Origin of the sequence: Reyranella sp., assembly GCF_965279465.1 — a bacterium.
GTDB lineage: Bacteria > Pseudomonadota > Alphaproteobacteria > Reyranellales > Reyranellaceae > Reyranella.
The window spans coordinates 3,803,303-3,819,740 of record NZ_OZ257242.1 but is presented as its reverse complement, the minus strand read 5'-3'; the positions used below and the strand labels follow the sequence as shown (position 1 = coordinate 3,819,740).

Here is a 16,438-nt window from a genome sequence, read left to right as displayed (position 1 = left end):
GGCATACTGGCCGACGAATGAAGTCGCCGGCCACCAGCCCTGTCGTCATCGAGCTCAACGCCGTCCTGGTCGCGCTGACCGCCAACCAGCCGCTGGTCCTGACCCTCGAGGACGGCGCGCTGCTGCCCTCCGGTCCCTTCGAATCGGAACATCCCACCCTGCAGGCCGGCGTGCGCGCCTGGGTCGAACGCCAGACACATCACCCGTTGGGCTACGTCGAGCAGCTCTACACATTCGCCGATCGCAACCGCGTCGGTGCGGAGGCGCGCGTCGTATCGATCAGCTATCTCGGGCTGACCCGTGAACGGCTGTCGGCGGGTGCGCGAGATCCCGAATGGCGCAACTGGTACCGCTATTTCCCCTGGGAGGACTGGCGGACCGGAGCCCCTTCCCTGCTCCGTCAATCAATCGTGCCACAACTCGCGAAATGGGCCGACACGCGCGAACGGCGGGATAGGGTCGAGGCTAATTTCGGCGACGGCAAGGGGCCCTGGAACGAAGAGCTCGTGCTGCAGCGCTACGAGCTGCTGTACGAAGCGGGACTCATCGCCGAAGCCGGCAAGCCCACGGCGGATCCGATGACCGGCATGCCGATGCGCCACGATCACCGGCGCATTCTCGCCACCGGCATCGCCCGGCTCCGCGCCAAGATCAAATACCGGCCGGTGGTGTTCGAGCTGATGCCGCCGCAATTCACCCTGCTGCAGCTGCAGCGCGCGGTCGAGGCGCTCGCCGGACAGAACCTGCACAAGCAGAATTTCCGGCGCCTGATCGACCAACAGGGCCTGGTCGAGGAGACCGGCGCGATCTCATCGGAAACCGGCGGCCGGCCGGCCAAGCTCTTCCGCTTTCAGCAATCCGTGCTGCTCGAGCGCGCCGTCGGCGGCAGCAAGCTCCCCCTGTCGCGTCCGACCTGACACCACACCAGGCGTGAGGCCGGGAGCAGTACGGCGCCCCAAATCGCCCGGACTGTGCCTTCGTATCGACGGAAAAAATGGCTAGAATTGGCGAGCCGGCCGAACGATGTGCCAGTATGGCAGCCGGCAAGAACCGTTTCTTTCCTTCCGTTGGGGAATGTCGATGCTGAAAAAGCTAGCTGTAGCGACCCTGGCCGCCGCCCTTCTTGCCGGACCGGCGCTGGCCGCGCCCGCGATCTATACGTGGACGGGTTATGGCCTGAATGTGCCCGGAAGCGGCAAGTGCCCGACCTACAAGATGACCATCGAAGTCACTGTCGACGGAACGGATGTGAAGGGACGCTTCCTGCAGGAAGGCCGCACGGAGCGCAACTTCAAGGCAACGCTGGGCGCCGACATGAAGTTCAAGACAACGGCCATTGTCGGTGGCGGCAACAAGATGGATGTCGTCGGCTCCGTGAAGCCGGGCGCCTCGACGATCATGCTCGACGGCTACTGCCTTTTCGAGGGTAAGCTCACTCCGAGCAGTGTGCCCGTATTTCCCACAAACTGAGACCCATATTCCTTTCCGAGTGACCACCGGACAATGCGCACCAGCTAGGTGCGCACCCCGGTGGTCACCCTATCGGCTGACCCAGAACGTATCGGGCTGGTAGAGCCCGATATATCCGCCCGGATCCCAGGCGTGATACCCTTCCTTTGGAACGTTGCGGATCTTCGGTCCAACGACGATGGGCTGGCGAATCCCGTTCACCGTGCCGATGCTGAACACCTCGTCGGCATTGGTGGTGAGGATCTCGTCCCAGGCCTTGCGGCGCACCGCGGGGTTGGTCGAGGTTTCCCACTCCTTCAGGTAGTCCATCAGCTTGCAGGCCGAGGGCAGGTCGCATTGCTCGCCCTGCTTACCTTTGGATTCCACATACATGCCCCAGCGGGGCCACTGCAGGCCGCCCTGCATGGTGGGCGCAAACTCCCGGGGGCTGGTATCGACCGTCGGCACGGCCGTCACGAACCCGGCATAGGCCGTCATGATCGCCTCACCCGAGAAGGCCCTCATCCGGAAATTCTCCAGCGTCTGCGGCTTGATCAGCATCTTGATGCCGACCTTCTTCCAGCACTCGCCGATCAGCGTCAGGGCATCCGTGTCCTCGGTTTCCTCGCTCTGATGCTCGACCACGATGGTTGCCGGTCTCCCGTCGGGCAGCAGGCGGATGCCGTCGGAGCCGCGCTTGCTCAGGCCAGCCTCGTCGAGAAGCTGGTTCGCGAGCTTCGGATCGTATGTCGCCCACTTGGTCGCGTACTCGGGCTTGAACAGCTCCGAGCGCCGCATGACCGTGTTGTTGGAGGGCTTGGCCAGGCCGAGATAGACGGACTCGTTGAGTTCCTCACGGTCGATCGCCAGGGACAGCGCCCGGCGGAACCGGACGTCGCGCATCAGCTTGCGCCATTGCTCATCGCTCGCGTTCAGGTTGGGGTAGAGCGCGAGTTGCGAGCCGGAGCCGGACTCCCAGAGATAGACTTTGACTCCCGACTGCTTGGCGCTCTTCTGCAGGAAGGTGTAGTCGCGCATGTTGAGATAGCGCGACTGCAGGTCCGCCTCGCCGAGGCCCGCCTTGGCGGGGACCAGGTTGGCCGCCACCACGGTCATGATCACGTCGTCGATGTAGGGCAGCTGCTGTCCCTTCTGGTCGATACGGTGATAGTAGGGATTGCGCGCGAAGACGAAGCGCTGGGCCGGCGGGACCGTGGTGAGGACCCACGGGTTGAGCGTCGGCAGGTCGACGTTGCTGTTGCCGTACATTGCATCCTGGCGCCGGAAGACGTTGGCCCAGCGGCTGCCCTTGTGAACCTTCAGGATCTCTTCCTCGGGCGTGTACTTGCCGTGAAGCGTCTTGAGGTAGTGCGCCGGCCGGAACAGGAAGAGGGGCGCGGCGCGTGCCTGGCTTTCGATGAAATGGGGATTGGGCTTGGCCCAGCTGTAGCGGATCGTCCGCTCGTCGATGATCTCGACCTTGGGCGGCTGGCCGTCGACGAGAAGCTCGACCGATGGACCGACAGGCGAAAGCTCGCTGTTGTTGGCGATATCCTCCCAGAAGAATCGGAAGTCCTCGGTGGTGAAGGGGTGGCCATCCGACCATTTGTGGCCGGCGCGCAGCTTCAGAGTGAATTCGCGACTCTCCTTGGCCTCGAAGCTCTCGAGGATGTCGGGGTGCAACTCGAACTTGTCATTGTAGACGATCAATCTGGTGTAGCTGTAGATTGTCATCAGACGGGTGTCGCGGGAACCCGAGATCAACATGTTGAGCTGGCCGCCGGGCTTGCCCGGACCGTCGCCGCCCGCGAACCGCTCGACGACCAGGGGCTGCTGGGGAATGCGCTTGTCGACCGGCGGCAATGCGCCCGACTTCACTCGATCCACCAGGCTCGGCGTCTCCTGCATCTTCGGCAGCGGATCTGCGGCAAGGGCCCGCGGCCCCACCAAGCCCATTAACAGCACCTGCGTCAGGACACGTCTTTTCATCGCCAGCCTCACCGTTTGATCCTACCGGCAGTCGTTGCTGCCGGCTTAGCCGGACGATCGCCCCTGCAAGGGATCAGCCGACATCCCAGATGTCCCCTCTGAATCCACGCGGATGCTGGCCTTCCATTACGCATCCGCTGAAGACCGGTGAAGACTACACCCGACGCGTACTTCGTACACCCCGAGCGTGACATTATGAGGGCCACAACGCGATGGTGCGGAATACTGACGCGGGGAACGATCGTCCGGCCCGGCAGATCCATCCCAACCTCCTCGTCGATTACCGCTTGACGCCTAATATGCTCGTAAATAGCATAACCAAAATGCTCATCATGAGTATATGAGGCGACAATGTCCCTATCGCAGTTTTCCCCGGACCTGATGGCCCGTACCGCACCGCTCTACGAGCGTGTCAGAAGCGTGATCCCGTCGATCGAATGGCCGGCCTTCGCCGGCGACATCGATGCCATCCTGGCACTGAAGCGGGAGCGCGACGCCGTGATCCTCGCGCACAACTACCAGACGCCGGAGATCTTCCACTGCGTCGCCGACATCGTGGGCGACAGCCTCGCGCTCGCCCGCGAGGCGATGAAGACGGACGCGGCGGTGATCGTGCTTGCAGGCGTGCACTTCATGGCTGAGACGGCCAAGCTGCTCAATCCATCCAAGCGCGTCCTGATCCCCGACCTGCGCGCCGGCTGCTCGCTGGCCGAATCGATCACCGCCGCCGACGTCCGCGCGCTGCGGCGGCGCCATCCCGGCGTTCCGATCGTGACCTACGTGAACACCTCAGCGGCGGTGAAGGCCGAGAGCGACATCTGCTGCACCTCGGGCAATGCAAAGAAGATCGTCGAGAGCCTCGGCGTGCCCAAGGTGATCATGCTCCCGGACGAGTATCTGGCCCAGAACGTGGCGCGCGAGACCGGCGTCGAGATCATCACCTGGGCCGGCCACTGCGAGGTGCACGAGCGGTTCAGCGCGCGGGACGTCCAGCAGCTCCGCTCAGGGCATCCCGGCCTGGTCGTGCTCGCCCATCCCGAATGTCCGCCCGAGGTCGTGGACGAAGCCGACTTCGCGGGCTCGACGGCGGCGATGATCGACTACGTGGGCCGTGAGCGGCCCCGTAGGGTGGCGCTGATGACCGAATGCTCGATGAGCGACAATGTCGCCGTCCAGCATCCGGAGATCGAATTCATTCGCCCGTGCAATCTCTGCCCGCACATGAAGCGGATCACTCTGCCCAGGATCCGCCGGGCGCTGGAGACGATGCAGCACGAGGTGACGATCGATCCTGCGGTGGCGGGTCCGGCGCGCCGGGCTGTCGAGCGCATGCTGGAGGCATGAGATGACCGTCCCTCCCCTTCCCGCCCTGATGATCGAACCGCTCGTCCGCGCCGCGCTGCTCGAGGATCTCGGTCGCGCCGGCGACGTGACGACGGATGCGATCGTGCCGGCATCGGCACGGGCCGAGACCGCCCTGGTGGCCCGCCAGCCGGGCATCGTGGCGGGGCTCGGTCTCGCTGCGATGGCCTTTCGGCTGATCGAGCCCGCCCTCTCGATCACGGTCGATCGGCCGGACGGCACGCGAGTCGCGCCGGGCGACCGCATCGCGACGCTGTCCGGTCCGACCCGCGGCATGCTGACGGCCGAGCGCGTGGCGCTCAATTTCCTCGGCCATCTCAGCGGCGTGGCGAGCGCGACCGGGACCTTGGTCGAGGCAGTGAAGGGCCACAAGGCGCGCATCTGCTGCACGCGCAAGACGATGCCCGGCTTGCGCGCCGTGCAGAAATACGCCGTGCGCGTCGGCGGCGGCGTCAACCATCGCTTCGGTCTCGACGATGCCGTGCTGATCAAGGACAACCACGTCGCCGCGGCGGGCGGCGTGCGCGAAGCGATCGAGGCGGCGCGAGCCGGCGTCGGCCACCTGGTCAAGATCGAGGTCGAGGTCGATTCGCTCGACCAGCTCGAGAAGGCGATGGCGACCGGTGTCGACGCCGTGCTGCTCGACAACATGGGCCCGAACCTGCTGGCCGAGGCGGTGCGGATGATCGACGGCCGCGCCGTCGCCGAGGCGTCGGGCCGCATCACCCCGGCCACCGCGCCGGCCATCGCCGCTGCGGGCGTCGATCTCATCTCCGCCGGCTGGCTGACGCACAGCGCGTCGGTGCTCGACATCGGGCTCGACTGGCGGCACTAGACGGACGGTCCTATCCTTCGTTCAGAAGAACGATGGAGGGAATGCGTGGCAAACAGGGTCATCGACGCCGATGGTCATATCTGCGAGCCGCCGGCGGTGTGGAACGACTACATCGAAAAGCGCCACCGCGCCGATGCGATCCGCGTCGAGCGCGACGCCGACGGGCGCGACTGGATCTCGATCAATGGCCGCATCCGCCGCAACCTCCGGCCCGCGGCGGCCTGCGTGCCGTGGGGCATGGACGATCCGAACAGTGTGCCGAGCTGGGACGATATTCTTCCCGGCTCCTACGACGGCGGCGCGCGCGCGAAGGTGCTGGACGAGGAAGGCATCGAGAGTTCCCTGCTCTATCCCTCGCTCTACCTGATCGCCGGCGATATCGAGGATCCCACGGTCGCTGCCGCCTGCTGCCACGGCTACAACGAGTGGATCGCGGACATGTGCCGCGACGGACGCGGCAAGCTCGCCGCGGTCGGCATCGTGCCGTTGCAGGATGTCGAGGCGGCGGCACGCGAGGTCGAGCATATCGCGAAGCTCGGGCTGAAAGGCGCGTGCTTCCGCCCGGAGCGCTACAACGGGCTCGCGCTGTACGACGACTCGCTGAAGCCGTTCTGGGAGAGGGTGTCGGGCAACGGCCTGTTCGCCGCGGTCCATGGCAGCTTCGGCGCGCTGATGCCGAGCTTTGCCACCGGCCGCTATGACAATCTCTTCTTCAGCCACATGATCTGCCATCCGTTCGAGCAGATGGCGGCGATGCTCGACATCGTAGGCGGTGGCGTGCTCGAGCGCCACCCGACCCTGCGCGTCGCCTTCCTCGAATCGGGGCTGGGCTGGCTGGAATACTGGCTCGACCGGCTCGACGGGCATTTCGAGTCCATGCACCAGCACGTGCCGTGGATGAAGCGCAAGCCGACCGAGCTGTTCCGCGAGCAGTGCTTCATCTCGATCGAATCGGACGAGGCCCACCGCCTGCCGCGACTCAAGGAACTCGGCGTCGACCGCTGCGTGTTCTGGGGCGCCGACTACCCCCACTACGACTGCACCTATCCCGGCGCCGTTACCGACCTCGAGGCACATCTCGCAGCGCTCGATCCGGCACTGGCCGACGGCGTGCGCTGGCGGACGGCGAAACGGTTTCTCGGCAACTGAAACTTCCCTCAACCGTCTTCGGGGGAAGTGGCGCCGTCATATGGCGACGGAGGGGGCGTGACGCACCGTCCTTGCCGCCTTCCCCCTCCGTCAGCGCAAGACGCTGAACCTCCCCCTATTACGGGGGAGGGATTCCAAGTGGGATCGCGAGCGGCGCTCAGCGCGTCGGGACCGGGCGCTCGCCCGAATAGTCGTAGAAGCCGCGCTTCACTTTCTTGCCGACCCAGCCGGCCTCGACATACTTCACCAGCAGCGGGCACGGCCGGTACTTGGAATCGGCCAGTCCCTCGTGCAGCACCTGCATCACCGACAGGCAGGTATCGAGGCCGATGAAGTCGGCCAGCTCGAGCGGGCCCATCGGATGGTTGGCGCCGAGCTTCATGCCGGTGTCGATCGCCTCGACGTTGCCGACGCCCTCGTACAGCGCGTAGACCGCCTCGTTGATCATCGGCAGCAGGATGCGGTTGACGATAAAGGCGGGGAAGTCCTCGGCATTGACCGGCTTCTTGTCGAGCTTGATGACGACCTCGCGCACCGTGCGGAAGGTCTCCTCCTCGGTGGCAATGCCGCGGATCAGCTCGACCAGGCCCATCAGCGGCACCGGGTTCATGAAGTGCATGCCCATGAACTTGCCGGGCCGGTCGGTCACCGACGCGAGCCGGGTGACCGAGATCGACGAGGTGTTGGTGGCCAGCAGCACGTTGGGCGGCAGGCCGTCGCACAGCTTCTTGAAGATTTCGCGCTTCACCGACTCGTTCTCGGTCGCCGCCTCGACCACCAGGTCGCAATCGGCGAACTGCTTGTAGTCGGTGCCGGTCTCGATGCGCCGCAGCGCGGCGTCCTTGTCCTCCGGCCGGATCATGCCGCGACCGATCTGGCGATCCATGTTGCGGCCGATATTCTCGACGCCCGAGTTGATGCGCGGCTGGTCGACATCCATCAGGCGGATGCCGAAGCCCTTGAGCGCGCAGACGTGCGCGATGCCGCTGCCCATCTGGCCGGCGCCGATGACGCCGATGCGCTTAATCATGATTGGACCTCCGGTCCTACTTCTTTTCCACCGCGGCCGTCAGTTCGGGCACGATCTGGAACAGGTCGCCCACGATACCGTAGTCGGCCACCTGGAAGATCGGCGCCTCCTCGTCCTTGTTGATCGCCACGATGGTCTTGCTGTCCTTCATCCCGGCGAGATGCTGGATCGCGCCGGAGATGCCGACCGCAATGTAAAGGTCCGGCGCCACGACCTTGCCGGTCTGCCCGACCTGGTAGTCGTTTGGCACGTAGCCGGCATCGACCGCGGCGCGGCTGGCGCCCAGGCCGGCGCCGAGCTTGTCGGCCAGCGTCTCGAGGATCTTGAAGTTCTCGCCGCTGGCGAGGCCGCGGCCACCGGACACGACAATCTTGGCGCTGGTAAGCTCGGGCCGTTCGCTCTTGGAGAGCTCGGCGCCGACATAGGAAGAGAGGCCCTTGGCGCCCTCGCCGCCGATCTGCTCGATCGCCGCCGATCCGCCGCCGCCGACCGCCTTGAAGTTGGTCGGACGGATGGTGACGACCTTGATCTTGTCGGCCGTCTGGACGGTGGCCATCGCATTGCCCGCATAGATCGGGCGCACGAAGGTGTCGGGCGAGACGATCTTGATGGCCTCGGAGACCTGGCCGACATCCAGCAGCGCGGCGGCGCGCGGGGCAATGTTCTTGCCTACCGAGTCGGCGGCCATGACGATGTGGCTGTAGCCCGGCGCCAGCTTGACGACCAACGGGGCGACGTCCTCAGCCAGCCAATTGGCGTAGGCCGCATCCTCGGCCTGCAGCACCTTGGTCACGCCTTGCAGCGCGGCGGCCGACTTGGCGGCATCGCCGGCGTTCTGGCCGGCGACCAGCACGTGCACATCGGGGTCGATCTGCGTCGCGGCGGCGACGGCATTGGCGACATTGGCGCGGACGGTCTTGCCGTCATGTGCGGCGACAACGAGAACCGGCATGGTCAGATCACTCCCGCTTCGTTCTTCAGCTTGTCGACCAACTCGGCGACGGTCTTCACCTTGACGCCCCCCTTGCGCTTGGGCGGCTCCTCGACCTTGAGGGTCTTCAGCCGCGGCGCGACGTCGACGCTCAGCGCGTCGGGTGTCAGCGTCTCGATCGGCTTCTTCTTCGCCTTCATGATGTTGGGCAGCGAGGCGTAGCGCGGCTCGTTGAGGCGCAGGTCGGTGGTGATCACCGCCGGCATCTTGAGCTTGATGTTCTCGAGGCCGCCGTCGACCTCGCGCTTCACCTCGATCGAGCCGTCGGCGACGTTCAGCTTGTTGGCGAAGGTGCCCTGCGACCAGCCGAGCAACGCGGCCAGCATCTGGCCGGTGGCGTTCGAATCATCGTCGATCGCCTGCTTGCCGACGATCACCAGACCCGGCTGCTCCTTGTCGACCACCGCCTTCATCAGCTTGGCGACGGCCAGCGGCTGGAGCTCGGCGTCGGTCTGCACCAGCACGCCGCGGTCGGCGCCCATGGCGAGGGCGGTGCGGATCGTCTCCTGGCACTGGGCCGGGCCGGCGGAAAAGACGATGACTTCGGTCGCGGCGCCCTTCTCCCGCATGCGGATCGCCTCTTCCACGGCGATCTCATCGAAGGGGTTCATGGACATCTTGACGTTCGCCGTCTCGACGCCCGTGTTATCGGCCTTGACGCGGATTTTGACGTTGTAGTCGATGACCCGCTTGACCGCGACCAGCACTTTCATCGCGTTGCGCCTATAGGTGAGTTGCGGCCGGACCTCCCGTCCGGCGAAGGGAAATTCGTGTAGGGTCGTTCAGCCGACCATGTCAAGGCTATGGCGCACTGCACAAAATTGCAGGGCGGAAGCGATTTAGCAGTTGTTTCAAGGGATTAGATGGCGCAGCCCTTGCGAATCAACGACTCCCGCCTGGAACCCACAAAACGTCCGACCCGCCATTGTCGTTGAGCTTGCGGGCCAGAACGAACAGATGGTCGGACAGGCGGTTGATGTATTTGATCGCTTCGGGACTGACGGGTTGTTGGGTGGCGAGGGCGGTCATATCGCGCTCGGCGCGGCGCGCGACGGTGCGCCCGAGATGCAGCCAGGCCGCCGCCTCGCTGCCGCCGGGCAGGATGAACGACGTGAGCGGCGAGAGCTCGCCGTTCATGGCGTCGATTTCCCGCTCCAGCCGCTCGGTCTGAGACGGCACGATACGCAGCGCCTGCTCGCCCGCCTTGCCCTCGATGGTGCAGAGGTCGGCGCCGAGGTCGAACAAGTCGTTCTGGATGCGCTTCAGCATGTCGTCGACATGACCGCGCAATGCGTCGTTCTTCACCGTACGCTCGATCGCGGCGCGGGCGAGGCCGAGCACCGAGTTGGCCTCGTCGACGGTGCCGTAGGCCTCGACCCGGGGATCGTGCTTGGCCACCCTTTCGCCGCGTCCGAGCGAGGTTTCGCCCTTGTCGCCGCCCCGGGTGTAAATGCGAGTCAATGTGACCATGGATCAGCCTTTCGTCATCCACCACAGCAGGATGAAGACGAGCGTCAGCAACTGCAGGCGCACCCTCCACCACATCAGCTTGTTGCTGCCGCGCGCCCGTTCGAGGCTGTTGGTCGGCCCTCGGGCCATGCTGACCAGACCGGCGAACAGCACGCCGAGCGTCGACAGGCCCGACACGATCACCAGCACGAAGAAGATCTTGTTGGCGAGGATCATCTCTTCACCCTGACAGCTGGGAGCGCGGCTCTCCAGAGCCGCTCATGAGATATGGTCCGATAGGTGGAATGGGCCAATAGAAAGAAGAGCGGCTCTGGAGAGCCGCGCTCCCAGCGGCCGATCAACCATTATGGCGGCCGGCGCCCAGCCGGGCCTTGGCCCAGGGTCGCATGTCGCGCGAGGGCTGCACGCCGGTAGCCGCCCGGAACAGCGCTTCCGCCGTCTGCTCGCCCGACCACAGGGCGGCATGGACGGTCCCGTACTCGACCGGCTCGGTCGCCTCACCGGCGAAGAAGACGCGATTGCCGAGTGGCCGGGCATAGGCCTCGCGATCTTCCGACGTGCTGCCGAGGCCGGGATAGGAATAGCCGCCCTGCGACCAGGGGTCGGACAACCAGCGCGGATAGAGCATGCCTTCGGGCTCGGGAATGCCGTTGCCAAACATCTTGCGCAGCGACGACATGGCGACGTCCTTCACCTCCTCGTCGCTCGCCGAGCGGTCGAGCCGCGCAGCGGTGGCGCCGTTGGCGAAGCTCAGCAGGATCGGTAACCCCGTCTCGCCGACATGGCTCACCCAGGTGTTGAAGGTGCCGCGCCGGTCGGGACTGTCGGGCAGGCGGCCGAACCACTTCGGCTGTTCCGGCCAGAAGCGATGCGGGAAACGCAGGTAGATCTTGCCCAGGATGCCGGCGCCGTAGCCGATGCGGCCGAGCGCCTTCTGCTGCTCCTCGGGCGGCAACGGATCGAGCGTCGGCAGGCCTGCGCGCAGCAGGCCGAGCGGCACGGCGATCACGGCCCGGTCGGCCTCGATCGTCGCGCCGCCCTTCAGGATCGCGGTGACGCCACGATCGTTCCAGGCAACGCGCTCGACGGGCGCGCTGCGCCAGATGGAGAGCTGGCGCGCGGCATCGTCGACGAGCGAGGCGTAGCCGCCCTTAGGCTGGGCGTTGCGCTCGAGCCCTTCCGTCGGCCACCACTCCTCCGCCGAAACGGCGTCGTAAGGCGCACCCTGCACGCCTTCGCTGCCTTCGACGAAGGTCGCGATCACCAGCCTGTCGATTTCCGGCAGCCATGACGCATGCAGCAGGGGATCGACCGCTTCCTTGACCGAGATGGAGCGCGGCCCCTTCGACAGGGTCAGCGCCTTGCTCTTCCAGCTCGCCCACGCCATCGCGGTGTTGAACGCGGCGCGGCCGAGGATCGCGCGCTTGCGCTGGCCCTCGCGTGTCTTGACCTTCGCGCGCTCGTCGATCAGCAGGCGGTCGCCCTGCGATTCGACCAGCTGGACGCCGAGCTTGTCGCACCACAGCGCGAGCGGATTGCCGTCGACCCCATGGATCCACGAGCCGCCGAGATCGAGCGGCGCGCCGAGCGAACCGTCGGTCCAGGTGCGGCCCCCGATGCGAGGCCGCGCCTCGAGCACGGTGACCCTGAAGCCCGAATCGTGCAGCAGCCGCGCGGCGACGAGCCCCGCCATGCCGGCGCCCACGACGACGACATGCTCGGCTTTGCTCGCGCCCATCGACCAGGACCCGGTGGCGGTCATTCCCGCACCAGTTCGGGCAACTGCTTCATGTCGCTGAACAGGAAACCGCCGGCAGCCCCCAACGCATCGCGATTAGCATAAGGCGCCCCGGCATAGGCGAGGGCGCGCATGCCCGCCAGCCGTGCCGCCCGGATGCCGGGCACCGAATCCTCGACGACGACGCAGTCGAACGGCTGCACGTCCATCGAGATCGCGGCATGCAGGAACAGGTCGGGGAACGGCTTGCCGCGCGGCACCTGGCTCGAGCTGAAGATCCGGCCGTCGAACAGGTCCCACAGGCCGGTCAGGCCGAGCGTGAAGCGCATCTTCTCCGGCGAGCCCGAGCTCGCCACGCAGGTCGCCAGCCCGTCTGCCTGCAACGCAAGAACCGCCTCCTTCACGCCAAGTACCGGCTGCAACGGCGCGTCGCGGAAGCTCTGGTAGGTGACCGCCTGCATCTTCTCGAGGAAGTCGTCCGGCAGCTTGCGGCCGAGCTCCTCCTCGACAATCTCGAAAGACGATTTCAGCGACAGCCCCATCAGGCGCCGCATCGTCTCCTCGACCGACCAGTCGAGGCCTTGCGCCTTCAAGGCGCGGGAGAAGCTCGCGTTGGCCAACGGCTCACTGTCGACCAGGACGCCGTCGCAATCGAAGATAACCAGCAACGTCGACTCTGTCTTTCTGGGGCTTTCCCCCTCTGCCCCTCGGGCACCCCCCCCCCGTACGACGGGGGAGGCAGTCCCTCTTACACCTCCCCCGTCGTACGGGGGAGGCCGGGAGGGGGAAAGCCTCAGAACGGCCGGTCGCCCGCGACCGTCACCCTGTTTCCGCTGCGCGTATGCGGCCAGTAGTCCCACATGGCGCGATGCTGGACGCAGCGGTTGTCCCAGAAAGCGATCGAGTTTTCCTGCCAGCGGAAGCGGCACTGGAAGAGCGGGTTCTCCATGTGCTGGTAGAGATAATTCAGGATGCCGTCGCTCTCGTCGCGCGGCACCCCGACCAGGCCGCGGGTGAAGCCGCGGTTGACATAGAGGGCCTTCTTGCGGGTCACGGGATGGGTGCGCACCACCGGATGCTCGGCACGCGGATACGTCTCCTTGTCCACCACGCCGTAGTTCTTGTAGAGGCCGCGATAGACCGATTCGCCATCGTGGATGGCGGTGAGGCCCTCCAGGTACGTCTTCATGCGGTCCGACAGGGCGTCGTAGGCGGCATACATCGAGGCGAACAGCGTGTCGCCGCCCTTGGGCGGGCACTTCTTGATGTAGAGGATGCTGCCCATCGGCGGCTCGATGTCGCAGCTCACGTCGGAGTGCCAGCCCTCGCCGTTGGCGCGCGGCGAATCCTTGTCGGCATGGATGATCATCATCTCCGGCCGGCCCGGCTCGTGCGGCGCAGCGGGATGGACATGCAGGTCGCCGAACAGCCGGCCGAAGGCGGCGTGCTGGTCGAGCGTGATGTGCTGGTCGCGGAAGAAGATCACGCTGTTCTCGGCAAGCGCGCGATGGACCTCGTCCTGCTGGCGGTTCGACAGCGGCTGGCTGAGATCGATGCCGGCGATCTCGGCGCCGATGATCGGCGTCATCTTGTCGACGCTGATGGTCTCGAAGGGCGCGCTCTCGTCGGCGACGGGACGGATACGGGGGCCGGCGTTGCCTCTCAACGATCCTTGCATGGCGGTCTCCTATTCGACCTTGATGTTGGCGCGGTGGATGATCTTGCCCCAGCGTTCCTTCTCGGAGCGCGTGAAGGCAGCGAACTCGTCGGGACTCATCAGCTTGGGTACCGTGCCCATCGTCTCGAGCCGGGCGAGGACGTCAGGTTTCGCGGCCACGGCGCGGACATCGGTATTGATCTTCTCGACGACCTCGCGCGGCGTGCCCTTGGGCGCGTAGAGGCCCGTCCAGGTCGTCAACAGGACATCGGGAAGACCAGCCTCCGCCGCCGTAGGCACATCCTGCAGCGGCGGGTAACGCGTGGTGTCGGTCACGAACAGGCCCTTGAGCGCGCCGCGCTCGATCCCGAGCTTGGCGTTCACCGTGTCGATCATCATGAAGGTGAGCAGGCCGCTCTGCACGTCGGGGATCGCCTGTGGATTGCTCTTGTAGCCGACATAGACCGCCTCGACACCGGCCGCCGCCTTGTAGAGTTCCGACGCGACTCGCGCGGGCAAGGCGCCGGCGCCGTAGTTGTGCCGGCCCGGCTCGGCCTTGAGCTTTGCCGTCAGCTCGGCAGCGGAATTGATCGGGCTGCTCCTGTCGACCAGCAGCACGAAGGGCGAGGTGCCAAGCCGCGTGATCGCCTCGAAGCTCTCGATTGGATCGTATGGCAGCTTGTCGTAGATCGCCGGATTGACGATCTGGGTCATCGCCGATGTCGCGAAGATCGTCAGGCCGTCCGGCTTTGAACGCGCCACGGCCTCGGCGGCCGGGATACCGTTGCCGCCGCCCTTGTTGTCGACCACGACCGGCTGGCCCCACAGTGCCGACAGCGCCTCGGCATAGACACGCGCTCCGATATCCGTCGCGGCGCCGGCCGGAAACGGGACGACGAGGGTGACGCGACCGGAGGGGAATTTCTGGGCATGCGAGATCGCGGGGGCCGCGACGATCGCGGCCGCTGCGGTCCTCACGAACTGGCGCCGGGCGAACATGTTTCCTCGAATATCCTTGCTTGCCGTGACCATAGCCCTCGAGCCGGCGGATTGCGCGGTCGACATCGACAAAATCCGTATTACGGAATAGCTTTTCCGGCCATGATCGAACCCGTCAGCCGCAGCTTCGCCGTCATGGAGGCTCTGAGCCGCCGGCCGCAGGGGACGATCGCGGCCCTAGCGGCGGAGACCAGCCTGCCCCGCCCCACCGTCGTGCGCCTGCTCCAGACCCTGGTCGAGCTGGGCTACGCGACCCGCGTGTCGCGAGACATCGGCTACCGCCTCACCGACAAGGTGCTGGGCCTCGCCCAGGGCATCCGTTTCGTCGACCACCTGATCGACGCTGCCGCGCCGCACATGAGCCGGTTCACGCGCGAATACGGCTGGCCGCTCTATCTCGGCACGATCAGCAACCGCGCCATGACGATCCGCCATTCGACGGCGGCGGAAAGCCCGATGTCGTTCGAACGCGCGGCGTTGCAGCGCCGCAGCCCGGTCCTCTCGAGCGCCCTCGGCCGCGCCTGGCTCGCCTTCTGCTCGGCCGAGGAGCGTCGCGCGGTGCTGCGCGATCTCGGTGTGCGCCAGGATGCAAAGCTCACGGCGGCCTTCGCCCGCATCAGGCGAGACGGCTACGCCTTCACCGTCCTGCCACGCTCCGGCCGGCTACAGGGAATCGGCGTCGCCATCCGCAAGGGCGAGCGGGTCATGGGCTGCCTGTCGATGCGCTTCATCCGCTCGGCGCTGACAGAAGAAGAAGCCGGCAGGCGATATGGAGCACCGTTGAGTGCGCTCGCTGCAGCCATTGCTATCGACGCCGACCGCTAGGCACAATCGATGCCAAGAGCAAAAGCAATGGAGGAAAGCCGATGAAGCCACAGGATGTATTGAAACATCCGGCGACTGTGCTGACCGAAGCGCAACGCCACGCGTTCTTCGCCAACGGTTTCGTAGCGCTGCCCAACTACGTTCCGGAGCACTGGCTCGTCCAGTTGCGCGCGGCGATGGCCGAGCTGCTCGATCGCAGCCGCAGCAAGACGGAAACCGACAGCATCTACGTGCTCGAGGAGGGTCACTCCGCCGACTCGCCGAGGCTCCATCGCGTGGCCAGCCCGCAGGACCAGCATCCGATCTTCTGGAGATTCATGGCCGAACCGGTCATGACCGATCTCGCCGCCGACGTGGTCGGGCCGGACGTGATGTTCCATCACGCCAAGCTCAACGTGAAGTCCGGCAAGGGCAGCCGGGGCTTCAGCTGGCACCAGGACATCCCCGCATGGCCACACACCGATTTCAGCCCCGTCACCATCGGCATCTACATCGACGGATGCACGGACGATCAGGGTCCGCTCACCATCGCAGCGGGCAGCCACGAGGGACCGCTCTTCTCGATGTATGACGACGCCGGCAACTACGTGGTGAAGATCCCCGACCGCGATCTGGGATGGCTCACCGAGGATCGGATCCGGCGCATCACGGGCGGGCCGGGCACGACCCTGCTGCTGAACTGCCGGACCGTCCACGGATCGGCGCCCAACAAGGCCGAAGCCGCGCGTCCCCTGCTGCTGCCCGTCTATTCCTCCGCCGATTCCTTCCCCTACACGCCAAGCCCGATCCCGAGCCCGCATCAGGGTGACATCGTGCGGGGACGGCCGGCGCGGTTCGCCAGCTTCGACACCCGCCCGGTCGAGATGCCGCCCGATTGGCGCGGCGGCTACAAGCCGGTGTGGGCCCATAAGAACAACGACGCGACGCCGTATTGAGAAGCCTCA

The 16,438-nt window shown here is 66.0% G+C and carries 17 protein-coding genes; 7 read left to right on the top strand and 10 right to left on the bottom strand.

Annotated elements, in window-relative coordinates:
- Nucleotides 1–17 precede the first annotated feature (17 nt).
- Both ACQY8M_RS18705 and ACQY8M_RS18700 read left to right on the top strand, forming a co-directional pair.
- Nucleotides 18–917: an NUDIX hydrolase gene (locus ACQY8M_RS18705; protein WP_428674940.1), complete on the top strand. Its 900-nt coding sequence runs from the start codon at nucleotides 18–20 to the stop codon at nucleotides 915–917.
- A 163-nt stretch (nucleotides 918–1,080) separates the two neighbouring features.
- Nucleotides 1,081–1,470, top strand: a complete 390-nt coding sequence (locus ACQY8M_RS18700) for a hypothetical protein (RefSeq protein ID WP_428674938.1) — start codon at nucleotides 1,081–1,083, stop codon at nucleotides 1,468–1,470.
- A 69-nt stretch (nucleotides 1,471–1,539) separates the two neighbouring features.
- Here ACQY8M_RS18700 and ACQY8M_RS18695 read toward each other — a convergent pair whose 3' ends face one another.
- Nucleotides 1,540–3,438 carry an ABC transporter substrate-binding protein gene (locus ACQY8M_RS18695; RefSeq protein WP_428674936.1) on the bottom strand — a complete coding sequence of 633 codons (1,899 nt, stop codon included), beginning with the start codon at nucleotides 3,436–3,438 and terminating at the stop codon, nucleotides 1,540–1,542.
- Between the two features lie 351 nt (nucleotides 3,439–3,789).
- On the opposite strand from ACQY8M_RS18695, the gene nadA reads away from it, so the two are divergent.
- Genes nadA through ACQY8M_RS18680 form a run of 3 tightly spaced genes read left to right on the top strand, consistent with a single transcriptional unit; the run spans nucleotide 3,790 to nucleotide 6,784 of the window.
- Nucleotides 3,790–4,782 (top strand): quinolinate synthase NadA, encoded by a 993-nt coding sequence (nadA, locus tag ACQY8M_RS18690; protein ID WP_428674934.1) that lies wholly within the window; start codon nucleotides 3,790–3,792, stop codon nucleotides 4,780–4,782.
- A 1-nt stretch (nucleotide 4,783) separates the two neighbouring features.
- A complete protein-coding gene (gene nadC, locus ACQY8M_RS18685) occupies nucleotides 4,784–5,635 on the top strand; it encodes a carboxylating nicotinate-nucleotide diphosphorylase (protein WP_428674932.1) in 852 nt (283 codons plus the stop codon).
- 45 nt (nucleotides 5,636–5,680) lie between these two features.
- Entirely contained in the window at nucleotides 5,681–6,784 is a 1,104-nt protein-coding gene (locus tag ACQY8M_RS18680; RefSeq protein ID WP_428674930.1) for an amidohydrolase family protein, read from the top strand.
- A gap of 157 nt (nucleotides 6,785–6,941) precedes the next feature.
- Here ACQY8M_RS18680 and ACQY8M_RS18675 read toward each other — a convergent pair whose 3' ends face one another.
- From ACQY8M_RS18675 to ACQY8M_RS18635, 9 genes are all read right to left on the bottom strand, one after another.
- Entirely contained in the window at nucleotides 6,942–7,814 is an 873-nt protein-coding gene (locus tag ACQY8M_RS18675) for a 3-hydroxybutyryl-CoA dehydrogenase (protein WP_428674928.1), read from the bottom strand.
- A gap of 16 nt (nucleotides 7,815–7,830) precedes the next feature.
- Nucleotides 7,831–8,766: an electron transfer flavoprotein subunit alpha/FixB family protein gene (locus tag ACQY8M_RS18670; RefSeq protein ID WP_428674926.1), complete on the bottom strand. Its 936-nt coding sequence runs from the start codon at nucleotides 8,764–8,766 to the stop codon at nucleotides 7,831–7,833.
- Between the two features lie 2 nt (nucleotides 8,767–8,768).
- Entirely contained in the window at nucleotides 8,769–9,518 is a 750-nt protein-coding gene (locus tag ACQY8M_RS18665) for an electron transfer flavoprotein subunit beta/FixA family protein (RefSeq protein WP_428674924.1), read from the bottom strand.
- 169 nt (nucleotides 9,519–9,687) lie between these two features.
- Nucleotides 9,688–10,275 (bottom strand): cob(I)yrinic acid a,c-diamide adenosyltransferase, encoded by a 588-nt coding sequence (locus tag ACQY8M_RS18660; protein WP_428674922.1) that lies wholly within the window; start codon nucleotides 10,273–10,275, stop codon nucleotides 9,688–9,690.
- 3 nt (nucleotides 10,276–10,278) lie between these two features.
- A complete protein-coding gene (locus ACQY8M_RS18655) occupies nucleotides 10,279–10,491 on the bottom strand; it encodes an HIG1 domain-containing protein (protein WP_428674920.1) in 213 nt (70 codons plus the stop codon).
- Nucleotides 10,492–10,612: 121 nt separating this feature from the next.
- Nucleotides 10,613–12,037 carry a flavin monoamine oxidase family protein gene (locus tag ACQY8M_RS18650; RefSeq protein WP_428674918.1) on the bottom strand — a complete coding sequence of 475 codons (1,425 nt, stop codon included), beginning with the start codon at nucleotides 12,035–12,037 and terminating at the stop codon, nucleotides 10,613–10,615.
- Entirely contained in the window at nucleotides 12,034–12,681 is a 648-nt protein-coding gene (locus ACQY8M_RS18645) for an HAD family hydrolase (protein ID WP_428674916.1), read from the bottom strand. The genes ACQY8M_RS18650 and ACQY8M_RS18645 overlap by 4 nt, the downstream gene beginning before the upstream one ends.
- Before the next feature lie 125 nt (nucleotides 12,682–12,806).
- Nucleotides 12,807–13,691 carry a TauD/TfdA dioxygenase family protein gene (locus ACQY8M_RS18640; protein ID WP_428674914.1) on the bottom strand — a complete coding sequence of 295 codons (885 nt, stop codon included), beginning with the start codon at nucleotides 13,689–13,691 and terminating at the stop codon, nucleotides 12,807–12,809.
- 9 nt (nucleotides 13,692–13,700) lie between these two features.
- Complete coding sequence (locus ACQY8M_RS18635) at nucleotides 13,701–14,669, bottom strand: Bug family tripartite tricarboxylate transporter substrate binding protein (RefSeq protein ID WP_428674912.1); 969 nt, start codon at nucleotides 14,667–14,669, stop codon at nucleotides 13,701–13,703.
- A 102-nt stretch (nucleotides 14,670–14,771) separates the two neighbouring features.
- Between ACQY8M_RS18635 and ACQY8M_RS18630 the strand changes: the two genes are divergently transcribed.
- Together ACQY8M_RS18630 and ACQY8M_RS18625 are read left to right on the top strand one after the other, a co-directional pair.
- On the top strand, nucleotides 14,772–15,494 hold the full coding sequence (locus ACQY8M_RS18630) for a helix-turn-helix domain-containing protein (RefSeq protein WP_428674910.1): 723 nt from the start codon (nucleotides 14,772–14,774) through the stop codon (nucleotides 15,492–15,494).
- Nucleotides 15,495–15,535: 41 nt separating this feature from the next.
- A complete protein-coding gene (locus ACQY8M_RS18625) occupies nucleotides 15,536–16,429 on the top strand; it encodes a phytanoyl-CoA dioxygenase family protein (RefSeq protein ID WP_428674908.1) in 894 nt (297 codons plus the stop codon).
- Nucleotides 16,430–16,438: the final 9 nt, after the last annotated feature.